Consider the following 14,131-nt stretch of genomic DNA (forward strand, 5'->3'; position numbering starts at 1 on the left):
ACCTAAGCCTTCCTCAGATGAACGATGAACCGGCTTCCTTCGCCATCGCTCTCAACCTCTATCCGGCCACCGTAATCGCCGACAATATCCTTGGAGATGACGAGCCCGAGGCCGAGGCCACTCTCCTTTGATGTGTTGAACGGGGTGAACAGGCCCTTGCGGATTTCAGGCGAAATGCCGGGGCCGTTGTCGACGACCGTCAGGGTCACCATGTCCGCATCGGTTGATGTTCTGACCTCGACACGCCCCGCCTCAGCCTTCGGCGCCACTGCCTCCAGGGCGTTCTGAAGCAAATTGATGAGCACCTGCTCGAGGCGGATCCGGTTTCCCATGACCTGCAGCGCGGCCGGCGGCAGCTCGATGTCAAGCGTATCCATGCGGCCGGCAAAGCGGCTGCGCAACAGCATCACCGCACCCTCGATGACTTCCCTCAGGCCTGTCGGCTCGGCACTGCTGCGGCCCTTGCGGGCGAAGGTCTTCAGCTCCTCGGTGATCGTGCCGATGCGCTCCGTCAGCGCTGCGATGTTCTGAAGATTTTCGCCGGCAGGCGCGGTTTGGCCGCGCTCGAGGAAGGTGCGGGCATTGTCGGCATAGGCGCGGATGGTCGCCACCGGCTGGTTGATCTCGTGGGCGACGCCGGCGGCCACCTGGCCCAGGATTGCCATCCGGTTGGCCTGCACCAGATCCTGCTGTACCGCCTGGAGCTTCTGCTCCGTGCTGCGGTGACCGGTGATCTCGGCCTGCAGGCGATCCCGCGCCTGGCTGAGATCGAGCGTCCGCTCGGCTACGCGCCGTTCCAGTTCTTCGCGCGCCTGCTGTTCGCTGAAGATCCTGAGCGTGATCGTCTGGCGGCGGCGCAGGAGGAAGGCGGCGCCGGCCAGAAGCGGCAAAAGCAAGAGCAGCGCCAGCATGCGCGTTTCGCGGACCGCCGCATCGACGGACGGCCCCAGCGCTACAAGATGCTGCAGATGCCACCTGGTCGCGGGGACTGGCATCGCGACCCCAAGGAAGCTGGTTTTTCCGGCGCCGCCGGGCATGACGATCTCGACGACGTCAAGCCGGTCGCCCAGATGTCGGACGATATCGAGTGGCAATGGCTGAAGCGGCGCATCACCAAATTGCAGGCTCTCGCGGATCGCCGTCAACCGATCCTCGGCGATCCGGCCGATCGTCATGAACCGCCATGAGGGAACGCTTGTTATGAGGACGATGCCGCGATCGTCGATGACGTAGGACGGTGCGCCCGAGGCATTCCAATCCGCCTCGACATCGTCGAATTCCACCTTGACGACGACGACGCCCAGAAGACCGCTGCTGCCTGATATCCGCTGGGAAATATAAAGGCCCGGCTTCTTGCTGACCGTCCCGAGCGCGAAATGTTCGGCCTGTCCTTCGGTGACCGCGCCCTGGAAGTATTCGCGAAAACGATAGTCATTGCCGACGAAGCTCGTCGGTTCGCGCCAATTGCTGGCCGAAACCGTGATGCCGTTCTTGTCTATGACGTAGATGACGGCAGCCTTCGTGCCGGCAGCCAGCGTCTCCAGCTTCCGGCTGAGCTCATCGAACGTGGCGGCGTCGCGCCCCGCCAAGGCGGCGCCGAGCGCGGTATCCTGCGACAGCACGAAGGGCAGCGCCCGGTATTTTTCGAGGACCGTGCGCAGCAGCGCTACATTCATCCTCGCATCGGTGCGTGCTTGTTCCTCCAGGGCCGCCTCTGCCCGGCGCCGGCCGATCTCGCCGCTGACCCAGAGGCTTGCGAGGACGGCCGAGAGGGCGAGCACTGCATAGGCCCACCACATCCGGCGGATGCGGTGCTGCAAGGGCAAGGAGGGCCAAGGCCTTTGCGAGACTGACAAGGACATGGGGGATTTGTGCATCTTTCCGCACGAGACGCAAATAGATTTGTGTGGTTTTTCGCATCTCCTTAAAGACCCAAGGGCCTATGGAAAGTTTTTATGCAGGAAATACAACGCTCTAGAAAGGCTACTCGAAACTGGCACGGCGCTTGCGAAAGAGATGGCAACAACGGCTGAGCTGTTGGAGTGAAGCGAACGGCTCGGGAGGCCGGAGTTCGTTCCGGACGAGCCTTTAGGAGGACATCATGATCGCAGCACCATTCGATGCAGTCGCGGACAGCAAGCGCAGAAAACCCTTTTATGCCCATCTTTACGTTCAGGTTCTCGCCGCCATCGCCGCGGGTATCCTGCTCGGCCATTTCTACCCCGAACTCGGCACGCAGCTGAAGCCGCTCGGCGATGCCTTCATCAAACTCGTCAAGATGATCATCGCGCCGGTCATCTTCCTGACGGTTGCGACCGGTATTGCCGGCATGAGCGACTTGAAGAAGGTCGGCCGCGTCGCCGGCAAGGCAATGCTCTACTTCCTGACCTTCTCGACCTTGGCGCTCGTCATCGGCATGGTCGTCGCCAATGTCATTCAGCCCGGCGCCGGCATGAATATCGATCCGGCTTCGCTCGACCCGAAGGCCGTCGCCACCTTTGCCGAGAAGGCGCATGAGCAGAGCATCGTCGGCTTCCTCACGAACATCATCCCCACGACGATTGTCGGCGCCTTTGCCGATGGCGATATTCTGCAGGTATTGTTCTTCTCGGTGCTGTTCGGCATTGCGCTCGCCATGGTCGGCGAAAAGGGTGAGCAGGTCGTGACCTTCCTCAATGCGCTGACGGCTCCTGTCTTCAAACTTGTCGCCATCCTGATGAAGGCCGCCCCGATCGGTGCTTTCGGCGCCATGGCCTTCACCATCGGCAAGTACGGCATCGGTTCGATCGCCAACCTCGCCATGCTGATCGGCACCTTCTACATCACCTCGCTGCTCTTCGTACTCGTCGTGCTCGGCGCCGTCGCCCGCTATAACGGCTTCTCGATCCTGGCGCTGCTGCGCTACATCAAGGAAGAGCTGCTGCTGGTTCTCGGCACCTCGTCGTCCGAGGCCGCACTGCCAGGGCTGATGAACAAGATGGAAAAGGCCGGCTGCAAGCGCTCGGTCGTCGGCCTCGTCATCCCGACAGGCTATTCCTTCAATCTCGACGGCACCAATATCTACATGACGCTGGCCGCCCTCTTCATTGCCCAGGCAACCGGCATCCAGCTCTCCTGGGGTGATCAGATCCTGCTGCTGCTCGTGGCGATGCTGAGCTCGAAGGGGGCTGCTGGAATCACCGGCGCCGGCTTCATCACGCTTGCCGCGACGCTCTCCGTCGTGCCCTCCGTGCCGGTCGCCGGCATGGCGCTCATCCTCGGCATCGACCGCTTCATGTCGGAATGCCGGGCGCTGACCAACCTCGTCGGCAATGCGGTCGCGACGATCGTCGTGGCACGCTGGGAAAAGGAACTGGATACCGCGCAACTCGCCGCAGCTCTCGGCGGCCAGACGGAAGAGGGCGTCCCGGCTGTGACGCTTCAGCCGGCGGAATAAAAGGCGGCTTTGTTCGCCCTTCTTGGATATTTGCAGCGGCCCGTCATGTGATGGGCCGTTCGCTTTTTGCTAAATCTCGTTCCGCTCAGCCGCGATTATCGCCGAGTAGGCGATCGTAGACGGCGCCGATCGCGCGTGCTTCCTTCTCCAGAGCGAAATTCAACCTGACGTGGCGCAACGCATTCTCGCCATGGGCAATCGCGAGAGTTGGATTTGCGATGTAAGGGGCGATGGCCCGCGTCAGCGCCTCGCCATCGCCCGCAGCCACCACCGCGCCGGTCTCGCCTTCGGCGATGAGTTCGGCATAGGCGCCGGCGTCCGATGCCACCACCGCGGTCCGCGAGGCCATGGCTTCGAGCGGCGTCAGACCGAAGCCCTCATTGCGGGAAGGGGCTACGTAAAGCGTCAAACGGCGATACCAGATTTTGATATCGGGCACTTCACCGAGGAAAAGGATTCGGTCGGCGAGGCCCGCGGCGGCGACATCGGCCTTGAGCTTTTCGCCGAAGTCGGTGTGCTCCGCCGTCACGCGGCCGGAGACGACGGCCGTCCATTCGGGGTGCTGCGGTAAGAGTTCGATCATCGCTTGGACGAAGAGATCGGTGCCTTTCTGATGGCGCACGCGGCCGAAGCAGCCGACGAGATAGCGTCCGCGCAGCCCGGTGGCGCCAATGCCATCGTCGGCCGTTTCCGGCGGGTGGAACAAGGAAAGGTCGACGCCATGCTGGATGACCGTGTGAGGCACCTCGAGAAAGGAGCCGGAACGGTCGCTGGTCGCGATTACCGCATCCATGCGGCGGAGCAGCCATTTCGTATAGGCGGTGTGACGGCGTTGCGCGGCCGAGGTGAAGAGCAGCTTCAGCGGCATGCGCAGGACATGACGAAGCAGGATGCCGACGGCCATCTCATTGTTGCGGCGGGCGTGCCAGACGCGGTGACGGCGCCGGGCCGGCGGGCGCCAGAGCCCGAAAAGCTGCGCCCAACTCAGCTTTGGCAGGCCCTCCGGCAGGCCCGGCCCGAGCGTTGCTATGCGCATGCCAAGCCGGATCTGGCACGGGATGAGCTGGACGATGGTCGAGGTGACGCCGGAGAGCCGGCGCTTGAAATTGGGCGCGATGATCTCGACGTCACGAATGTCCGGCAAGGATGGATCTCATGTCTGGCGGGCGATCAGCCCCAGGAAACCTGGAGGATTTCGTAGGCCTTGGAGCCACCGGGCGCGTTGACCTCGATGGAATCGCCGACTTCCTTGCCGATCAGCGCACGGGCGATCGGGGAGGAGATGGAGATGCGGCCGGCCTTGACGTCGGCTTCCTGGTCGCCGACGATCTGGTAGGTCTTTTCTTCCTCGGTGTCCTCGTCGACGAGCTTCACCCTGGCGCCGAACTTGATCTTGTCGCCCGACATCTTGGTGAGATCGATAACCTCGGCGCGCGCCGTCAGGTCTTCCAGCTCGGTGATGCGGCCCTCGTTGTGGCTCTGGGCTTCCTTGGCGGCGTGGTATTCGGCATTTTCGGAAAGGTCGCCATGAGCACGGGCTTCGGCGATCGCCTCGATGATTCGGGGACGCTCTTCCTGCTGACGCCAGCGCAGTTCTTCCTGCAGCTTGACGAAACCACCCTGTGTCATTGGTACCTTATCAACCATTTTTCTGTCCTTCACTCCTTGCGGCCGCCCGTCTTGCGTCAGCACAGTCAGGCACACACAAAAGAAAACAGGTCCCGAAGGGGAGCTTCGGAACCGTGCCACAATCATAGTTGCATGCTTATAGCAGATCGCCACGGCTGATTTCCAGAAAATTCGCATAAATGAAACCCAACCCGCTGGTACGTCAGGTGATGTGCGCCAAAACGGGGCAGAAGCGGGGACGTCGGGATTGACTTTGCAGCCAAGAACATATAGTGAACATTCTAATGAAGAAGTCGCTAACCGAACGTTTGGCCATCCTTTCAGACGCCGCGAAATACGATGCTTCCTGTGCTTCCAGCGGCACGGTGAAACGCGATTCGAGCAGAAGCGGCGGATTGGGTTCGACCGAGGGATCCGGCATCTGCCATGCCTATGCTCCGGATGGGCGGTGCATTTCGCTTCTGAAGATCCTGCTCACCAATTTCTGCATCTATGACTGCGCCTATTGCGTCAATCGCTCCTCTAGCAATGTCGAGCGGGCACGCTTCACCGCGGAGGAGGTCGTCTGGCTGACGCTCGAATTCTACCGCCGCAACTATATCGAAGGCCTCTTCCTGTCCTCCGGTATCATTCGCTCTTCCGATTACACGATGGAGGAGCTGGTCCGCATCGTGCGTGAGCTGCGGGTAACCCACAATTTCCGCGGCTATATCCATCTCAAAGCGATCCCTGAGGCGTCGCCGCATCTGATCGAGGAGGCGGGGCTTCATGCCGACAGGCTGTCGCTCAATATCGAACTGCCGACCGATAGCGGGATTTCCCGTTTCGCACCGGAGAAGAAGCCTGCCAGTATTAGGCGATCGATGGGGGACCTTCGGCTCAAGATCGAGGCGGCCAGTGAGCCGACATTAAAGACGAGGAAACGACAGCGTTTCGTCCCGGCCGGCCAGAGCACGCAGATGATCGTCGGCGCAGATGGGGCCAATGATGCGACGATCCTTGCGAGCAGCGGCCGGCTTTACAGCAGCTATGGCCTGAAGCGCGTCTATTACTCCGCCTTCAGCCCCATCCCCGACGCGTCGAAAAACCTGCCGCTGATCAAACCGCCGCTGATGCGAGAACACCGGCTCTACCAAGCAGACTGGCTGTATCGGTTCTACGGTTTCGGCATCGAGGAAATCACTGCAAACCAGGCGGGCGGCATGCTCGATCTCAATCTCGATCCGAAGCTTGCGTGGGCGCTTGCCAACCGGGGCGAATTTCCGGTCGACATCAACAAGGCCGAGCGCGAGCGGTTGCTGCGTGTTCCGGGTCTCGGCACCAGGACGGTGAAGGCGATCGTTTCGGCGCGCCGTTTTCGCCGCCTGCGGCTCGACGATCTCTCGCGGCTCGGCGTCTCGGTCAAGAAAGTTCAAGCCTTCATCTCAGCGGAAGGCTGGTCGCCCCGACGGCTGATCGACCGCCCGGACCTGCGCGCCATGTTTGAGCCGCAGCCTGAACAATTGTCGTTGCTGTGATGCGCAGGGTCGTGCTTGCGGGACGCGGAGATTTAGGCGAATGGCGGGATGCCGCGCGCGCCCTGGCAGCCGCCGGCATATTGCCCGAGGAGATCGACTGGCGCGAAAAAAGCGCTGAGGCCGATCTTTCGTTTCAACGCGATGCCATGCCGCCGGAGCCTGCGACATCACGCAAGCCGATGACGGTGCCGCCCGCTTTCATCGAGCTTGCGGAGACGGTTCTCTGCCATTCCGATCCGGCGCGATTTTCCCTGCTTTACCGTCTGCTCTGGCGGCTGCAATTGGACCGGCGACTGCTTGAAGTGGCTTCCGATGAGGATGTCGTGCGGGCCAGGCTGATGGCGAAGAATGTTCGGCGTGACGCGCACAAGATGACAGCCTTCGTCCGTTTCAAGGAAGTAGGTGCGGTATCATCGGCACGTCGAAAATTTATCGCCTGGTTCGAGCCGGACCATCATATCGTCAGACGCACGGCTCCCTTTTTCCAGCGGCGCTTCAACGACATGGACTGGCTGATTGCTACGCCCAAGGGGTCGGCCGCCTGGGAGGGCGAGCGCCTGACAATTGCCGACGAGCCGTGTGAAAAGCCCAATCTCAGCGATGCCACCAACGAGCTCTGGCGTACCTACTACGCCAATATCTTCAACCCGGCGCGATTGAAGGTGAAGGCGATGCAGGCGGAGATGCCGAAGAAGTACTGGAAGAACCTGCCGGAGGCGGATCTCATTCCTGGCTTGATTGCATCGGCCGAAAGCAAGGTGCGGGAGATGGCGGCGCGGGAGGCGACGCTATCGCTGCCGTTCCACGACCGCTTGCAGCAGGCGGCACGCAATCTCCCCGCAGAACCTGAGGCTCCAGCGGGCACGCTGGAAGCACTGCGCGCGGAAGCCGCCGTCTGCACGCGCTGTCCGCTGCATGCCAATGCCACCCAGACCGTGTTCGGGGAGGGGCCGCGCGATGCGCAGGTGATGTTTGTCGGCGAGCAGCCGGGCGACCAGGAGGATATTGCCGGCCGCCCCTTCGTGGGACCTGCCGGCAGGCTTCTCGATCAGGTGATAGCAGAGGCCGGCATCGACCGATCGAGGCTCTACGTCACCAATGCGGTCAAACATTTCAAGTATGAGCCGCGTGGCAAGCGGCGCATCCACCAGAAGCCCAATATGAGCGAGGTGAAGCATTGCCGCTGGTGGCTCGATCGGGAGTTGGCGCTGATTAAGCCGAAACTGATCGTCGCAATGGGGGCGACGGCGCTTGCGGCGCTGACCGACGTGAAAGAACAGCTGCAGGATGTCAGGGGAAGGGCGATGGCGATCGAAGGAGGGCGTACGCTCTTCGTCACCGTGCATCCATCCTATCTGCTGCGCATTCCTGACGAGCGGCTGAAGGCAGAGGAACTGGCGCGGTTTCGCGAGGATATGACGGAAATTCAGCGGCTTATGGTCTTAGGCGGATAAATTGATTCCGGCGAGATAGCGCCAGCGCCCATTAAGCGATGGCGCTATCTCGTTGTTTTTACGCAATCCAGCAAGACTGCGGCACAGTTCTGCTGGAATTGCTCTCATGTCAGGCGAAATAGCTCTGCAGCGGCCGGACTTCGAGATTGCCCGCCCTCAGCGCCTTGATCGCCTGAGCGGCGGCTTCGGCGCCGGCCATCGTCGTGTAATAGGGCACCTTCTGCATCAACGTCGCGCGGCGCAGTGACTTGGAATCCGAGATCGCCTTGTTGCCGTCCGTGGTGTTGATGACGAGCTGGACCTGGCGGTTGCGGATCGCGTCCTCGATGTGCGGACGGCCTTCCAGGACCTTGTTGATCTTGGTGGCGGTGATGCCGTTTTCGCCAAGGAAGCGGGCGGTGCCGCCGGTTGCCAGCACCTTGAAGCCTTCTTCGACGAGGATGCGGATCGCCGGCAGCACGCGCGCCTTGTCCTCATCACGCACGGAGACGAAGACTGTTCCATCACGCGGCAACTCGACGCCGGCGCCGAGCTGCGACTTGGCGAAGGCCAGGGCAAAATCGGTGTCGAGGCCGATCACTTCGCCGGTCGAGCGCATTTCCGGGCCGAGCAGCGTGTCGACGCCGGGGAAGCGGGCGAAGGGGAAGACGGCTTCCTTGACAGCGATGTGGGTGAGCTTACGCGGATTGGGCTTCTGCCCATAGGCGGCGAAGGTCGCGTCGAGCGTCTCGCCGGCCATGACGCGGGCGGCGATCTTGGCGATTGGCGCACCAATGGTCTTGGCGACAAAGGGCACGGTGCGCGAGGCGCGCGGATTGACTTCGAGCACGTAGACAGTGCCGTCCTTGATGGCGAACTGGACGTTCATCAGGCCGCCGACATTGAGCGCCTTGGCCATGGCTTTGGCCTGGCGCTCCAACTCGTCGAGCAGTTCGACCGGCAGCGAACGCGGCGGCAGCGAACAAGCGCTATCGCCGGAGTGGATGCCGGCTTCCTCGATATGCTCCATGATGCCGGCGACATAGACGTCGGTGCCATCGGAGAGGCAGTCGACGTCGACTTCGATCGCGTGAGTGAGGTAGCTGTCGAAGAGCAGCGGATTCTTGCCGAGCAGCGTGTTGATCTGGCCGGTCTTGTCGTTGGGATAACGCTGCTTGATATCCTCAGGCACCAGTTCCGGAACCGTATCGAGAAGGTAGGTCTGCAGTTGGCCTTCCGAATGCAGGATCTGCATGGCGCGGCCGCCGAGCACGTAAGACGGGCGCACGACGAGCGGGAAGCCGATTTCGGCGGCGACGAGGCGGGCCTGCTCGACCGAATAGGCGATGCCGTTGTTCGGCTGGTTAAGATCGAGTTTCATCAGAAGCTTCTGGAAGCGGTCACGGTCTTCGGCGAGGTCGATCGCGTCAGGCGCTGTGCCGAGGATCGGAATGCCGTTCTTCTCCAGCGCCTCGGCGAGCTTCAGCGGCGTCTGGCCGCCGAACTGGACGATGACGCCGACGACTTCGCCCTTCTCCTGTTCGGCGCGCAGGATCTCGATCACGTCTTCGGCCGTCAGCGGCTCGAAGTAGAGGCGATCCGACGTGTCATAGTCGGTCGAGACGGTTTCAGGGTTGCAGTTGATCATGATCGCTTCATAGCCGGCATCCTTCAGCGCGAAGGCGGCATGGCAGCAGCAATAGTCGAACTCGATGCCCTGGCCGATGCGGTTCGGGCCGCCGCCGAGGATGACGACCTTCTTGCGGTCGGAGACTTGAGCTTCCGAGCGGGCGGCGCCGACGAAGGGCGTCTCGTAGGTCGAATACATATAGGCCGTAGGCGAAGCGAATTCGGCCGCACAGGTGTCGATACGCTTGAAAACCGGACGCACGTTCAGGCTGTTGCGGAGTTCCGCGACTTCTTTCGGGCGCTTGCCGGTCAGGGTCGCCAGCCTCGCGTCGGAGAAACCCATGGCCTTCAGCATGCGCAGGTTCGCGGCATCGCCGGGCAGGCCATGCTCGCGGATGCGGGCTTCCATGTCGACGATATTCTTGAGTTCGGCAATGAACCAGGGATCGATCTTGCAGCCTTCATGCACCTCTTCGATGCTGAGGCCCTGGCGCAGCGCCTGGGCGACCATGCGCAGGCGGTCCGGCGTCGGCGTGCCGATGGCTGCGCGGATGGCGTTCTGGCTGGATTCGCCTTCTTCGAAATCGGGGATCTCGATTTCGTCGAGGCCGGTCAGGCCGGTTTCGAGGCCGCGCAGCGCCTTCTGCAGCGATTCGGCAAAGGTGCGGCCGATCGCCATGACTTCGCCGACCGATTTCATCGCCGTCGTCAGGACCGGCGAAGCGCCGGGGAATTTCTCGAAGGCGAAACGCGGGATCTTGGTGACGACATAGTCGATCGACGGCTCGAAGGAAGCCGGCGTTGCGCCCCCGGTGATGTCGTTTTCCAACTCGTCGAGCGTGTAGCCGATGGCGAGCTTCGCGGCGACCTTGGCGATCGGGAAGCCGGTGGCCTTGGAAGCGAGTGCCGAGGAGCGCGAGACGCGCGGGTTCATTTCGATGACGACGAGGCGGCCGTCCTTCGGATTGACGGCGAACTGGACGTTCGAGCCGCCGGTCTCGACGCCGATCTCGCGCAGCACCGCGATGGAGGCGTTGCGCATGATCTGGTATTCCTTGTCGGTCAGCGTCAGCGCCGGAGCGACGGTGATGGAATCGCCGGTATGAACGCCCATCGGATCGATGTTCTCGATCGAGCAGATGATGATGCAGTTGTCCGCCTTGTCGCGGACCACTTCCATTTCATACTCCTTCCAACCGAGCACCGATTCTTCGATCAGCACTTCAGTGGTCGGCGAAGCATCGAGACCGCCGCCGACGATCTCGAAGAATTCCGAGCGGTTGTAGGCAATGCCGCCGCCGGTGCCGCCGAGGGTGAAGGAGGGGCGGATGATCGCGGGCAGGCCGACATGGTCGAGTGCCTGGGCGGCGATCGCCATGGCATGGTTCAGGTAGCGCTGCTTGCGGTCGCTCTCGCCAAGATTCCACTGGTTTTCCAGCTCGTCCAGCGCCTTGTCGAGGTCGGGACCGGAGAGGCTTTCGCGCAGTTTGGTGCGCTCGGCTTCGTGCGTCTTGCGGTCCAAATCCTTGATGTCGGTGGCGTTCGCCAGCATCGAGCGCGGCGTTTCAAGGCCGATGCGTGCCATAGCCTCACGGAACAGCGCTCGGTCTTCGGCCATGTCGATGGCCGCCGGCTTGGCGCCGATCATCTCGACATTGTAGCGGTCGAGCACGCCCATGCGCTTCAGGGATAGGGCTGTATTCAGTGCCGTCTGGCCGCCCATGGTCGGCAGCAGCGCGTCCGGGCGCTCCTTGGCGATGATCTTCGCGACGACTTCCGGGGTGATCGGCTCGACGTAAGTTGCGTCTGCCAGCCCGGGGTCGGTCATGATCGTCGCCGGGTTGGAGTTGACGAGGATGACGCGGTAGCCTTCCTCTCTCAAAGCCTTACAGGCCTGGGTGCCGGAATAGTCGAATTCGCAAGCCTGGCCAATGACGATCGGTCCCGCGCCGATGATGAGGATCGATTTGATGTCTTGGCGCTTCGGCATGGCGATATCCATTTTCTGGCTGCGCAGAAAACCGGCCAGGGTGGGAGATCACCGGGTCGGTTGCGCATGCTGGGTCTTTTCAGGCTAGAAGCGGCTTATAGGCAAATGTATTTGCAAACGGAACCCCATAAATCGCGGAATCGACAGGAATTCGAACCGGCGCGGACGCCTATTCCCGGCCGGGGATGACGAGTGCCCGGATTTCGCCACTGCGCGCCGGATTGACGATCGCGTCTGGGGCTTCTGCAAGCCCAATCCTGCGCGAGATCAACGGCTCGACCTTGATCCTGCCGGAGGCGATCAGATCGGCGGCGCGGCCATGGGTGAAGGGGTTGACGAAGGAGCTTATCAGCCTGACTTCGCGAAACAGCAGGTCAAAGGGCTCGATCTCGATTTTTGCCCCCTGCGGCATCACGCCGAGAATGACGGCAGTGCCGCCGCGGCGGGCAAGCCGCGGCGCCTGTTGCATGGTTTCAGCGACGCCGGCGCATTCGAAGACGACGTCGGCGCCGCGGGGCAGCAATCCGTCTGCGGCGGTGATGCGGGCAACGATATCGCCGTCGCCTGGATCGGCCGTTGCCGTGGCGCCGAGGATTTCGGCCAAGCGTCGTTTTTCGGCGCTGCGCGTCACCAGAATGACGCGGGTGGCGCCGGCGAGCCTTGCTAGTTGAACCGTGAGCAGGCCGATCACGCCGCCGCCGAGTACGATGACTGAAGCGCCGGTATGCAGCCCGGCGAGATCGACGCCGTGGATGCAGCAGGCGAGTGGTTCGCAGAAGGCGCCGTGGAGCGGATCAAGATCGGTCGGCAGCGCGAAGGCCTGGCTTTGCGGCATGCAGACATAATCGGCAAAGCCGCCGTCGCGGTGAATGCCGATCGCCTGCAGGTTCCGGCAGAGATTGACTCGGCCGCGTCGGCATTCCTCGCAGCCGCCGCAGGAAATGTTCGGATCGCCGGTGACACGCATGCCGGGGCGGAAATCGGTCACATCAGGTCCGACGGTCTCGACGATGCCGGCGAATTCATGGCCGAGCGTCACCGGCGGCTTCGACGGAAATTCGCCGTGGAAGATATGGCGGTCGGTGCCGCAGATCCCACAGGCCTCGATTCGGACGAGCAATTCAGCCGGGCGCGGTGTCGGTTTTTCGACTTCACAAAGCTGCAACTGTCCTGTCGCTTGCAGGCGCACCGCCTTCATCGCCATCTCCTCCCGCATTCTCCACTTCTATCAGGAAGAGCGAAAGCAGGAGTCGCGTCAAGCGGTTGACGCATCTTCTTTACGTGATGGGAGACGCATGGCTGGGGCCGATGGGCTGAGGGAACAATATCCCGTCCGTCAAGTTTGCAGCCGAGGAGCCGTGCAACCGCCTATTATTGCATGCGGTTGAAGCCGCTGGAATTCCTCCTGCTGACGGTTATATAAATTCATTGATGACAAGCATCGGGATTGGCGGGGAGAACGAAGATGGAATGGAGAGGCCGGCGTCAGTCCGACAATGTCGAGGATCGTCGCGGCGAGCCCACCGGCGGCGGTTTTGGCCGCGGCGGTGGTTTCAGCTTTCCCTCAGGTGGCGGTGTTCGCCGCGCCGGCGGTGGCTTGAGCATCGGCACGATCATCTTCCTCGTCGTCATCTATCTGATCTTCAAGGCGATGGGCATCGACCTGATGCAGGTGCTGGACACCGGGGGCATATCCAGCGGCCCCGGCTACGAGCAGAGCGAATCCGGCGCCCGCACCCCCGCCAATGACGAAATGACCGCTTTCGTGCGGACCGTCCTTGCCGAGACCGAGGATACCTGGAACGGCATTTTCCAGGCACAGGGCCGGGATTACGAGGAGCCTCGGCTCGTACTCTTCTCCGACCAGACGCAGTCGGCCTGCGGCTTCGCCTCTGCCGCGACCGGTCCGTTCTATTGCCCTGGAGATCATAAGGTCTATCTCGATACGGCCTTCTTCCAGGAGCTGTCCGATCGCTTCGGCGCATCTGGCGATTTTGCCGAAGCCTATGTCGTTGCGCATGAGGTCGGCCATCACGTGCAGAACCTGCTCGGCATCCTGCCGAAGTTCAACCAGGCCCGTCAGCGCATGAGCGAGGAGGAGGCCAACAAGATGTCGGTCCGCGTCGAGCTGCAGGCCGATTGCTTCGCCGGCATCTGGGGCAAGTATACCCAGCAGAAGGGTATCCTGGAGGCGGGCGATCTCGAGGAGGCGCTGAATGCCGCACAGCAGATCGGCGACGATACGCTGCAGAAGCGCTCGCAAGGTTACGTCGTGCCCGAGAGTTTCAACCACGGCACCTCGGCGCAGCGCGTCAGATGGTTCAAGCGCGGTTTCGACAGCGGACAGCTGACGGCGTGTGATACGTTTTCGGGGCCGGTTTGAAATGCCCCCCTCATCCGCCTGCCGGCACCGTCTCCCCGCATGCGGGGCGAAGGGGATATGCCGCGGCCTCTCGGTTTCCCGCTCAAGTCTCGTATGGCACCTTCCCTCGCCCCG

Annotated in this window: 9 protein-coding genes; 4 read left to right on the top strand and 5 right to left on the bottom strand. The window is 62.2% G+C overall.

Going from position 1 to position 14,131, the window contains the following annotated elements; all coding sequences use genetic code 11:
• Positions 1-2: 2 nt before the first annotated feature.
• On the bottom strand, positions 3-1,877 hold the full coding sequence (locus ACQ7C1_RS26000; RefSeq protein ID WP_430960353.1) for a sensor histidine kinase: 1,875 nt from the start codon (positions 1,875-1,877) through the stop codon (positions 3-5).
• A gap of 224 nt (positions 1,878-2,101) precedes the next feature.
• On the opposite strand from ACQ7C1_RS26000, the gene ACQ7C1_RS26005 reads away from it, so the two are divergent.
• Positions 2,102-3,436: a dicarboxylate/amino acid:cation symporter gene (locus ACQ7C1_RS26005; protein WP_221112158.1), complete on the top strand. Its 1,335-nt coding sequence runs from the start codon at positions 2,102-2,104 to the stop codon at positions 3,434-3,436.
• A gap of 85 nt (positions 3,437-3,521) precedes the next feature.
• Here ACQ7C1_RS26005 and ACQ7C1_RS26010 read toward each other — a convergent pair whose 3' ends face one another.
• Together ACQ7C1_RS26010 and greA are read right to left on the bottom strand one after the other, a co-directional pair.
• Positions 3,522-4,580 carry a glycosyltransferase family 4 protein gene (locus tag ACQ7C1_RS26010; protein WP_430960354.1) on the bottom strand — a complete coding sequence of 353 codons (1,059 nt, stop codon included), beginning with the start codon at positions 4,578-4,580 and terminating at the stop codon, positions 3,522-3,524.
• A 26-nt stretch (positions 4,581-4,606) separates the two neighbouring features.
• Positions 4,607-5,083, bottom strand: coding sequence for a transcription elongation factor GreA (gene greA, locus ACQ7C1_RS26015; RefSeq protein WP_085778873.1), 477 nt, complete (start codon positions 5,081-5,083; stop codon positions 4,607-4,609).
• Positions 5,084-5,349: 266 nt separating this feature from the next.
• Between greA and ACQ7C1_RS26020 the strand changes: the two genes are divergently transcribed.
• On the top strand, positions 5,350-6,582 hold the full coding sequence (locus tag ACQ7C1_RS26020) for a putative DNA modification/repair radical SAM protein (protein WP_430960355.1): 1,233 nt from the start codon (positions 5,350-5,352) through the stop codon (positions 6,580-6,582).
• The gene (locus ACQ7C1_RS26025) at positions 6,582-8,036 is read left to right on the top strand and encodes a UdgX family uracil-DNA binding protein (protein WP_430960356.1); all 1,455 of its coding nucleotides are present in this window, start codon (positions 6,582-6,584) and stop codon (positions 8,034-8,036) included. The genes ACQ7C1_RS26020 and ACQ7C1_RS26025 overlap by 1 nt, the downstream gene beginning before the upstream one ends.
• Before the next feature lie 109 nt (positions 8,037-8,145).
• Here ACQ7C1_RS26025 and carB read toward each other — a convergent pair whose 3' ends face one another.
• Together carB and ACQ7C1_RS26035 are read right to left on the bottom strand one after the other, a co-directional pair.
• Positions 8,146-11,634, bottom strand: a complete 3,489-nt coding sequence (carB, locus tag ACQ7C1_RS26030) for a carbamoyl-phosphate synthase large subunit (protein WP_430960357.1) — start codon at positions 11,632-11,634, stop codon at positions 8,146-8,148.
• A gap of 169 nt (positions 11,635-11,803) precedes the next feature.
• Positions 11,804-12,832 carry a zinc-dependent alcohol dehydrogenase family protein gene (locus tag ACQ7C1_RS26035; protein ID WP_430960384.1) on the bottom strand — a complete coding sequence of 343 codons (1,029 nt, stop codon included), beginning with the start codon at positions 12,830-12,832 and terminating at the stop codon, positions 11,804-11,806.
• Between the two features lie 267 nt (positions 12,833-13,099).
• Here ACQ7C1_RS26035 and ypfJ point away from each other — a divergent pair, with 267 nt between their 5' ends.
• Positions 13,100-14,017 carry a KPN_02809 family neutral zinc metallopeptidase gene (gene ypfJ / locus ACQ7C1_RS26040; protein ID WP_430960358.1) on the top strand — a complete coding sequence of 306 codons (918 nt, stop codon included), beginning with the start codon at positions 13,100-13,102 and terminating at the stop codon, positions 14,015-14,017.
• The last annotated feature ends 114 nt before the right edge of the window (positions 14,018-14,131 follow it).

Source organism: Rhizobium sp. Nf11,1, assembly GCF_050587665.1.
Taxonomy (GTDB): domain Bacteria; phylum Pseudomonadota; class Alphaproteobacteria; order Rhizobiales; family Rhizobiaceae; genus Rhizobium.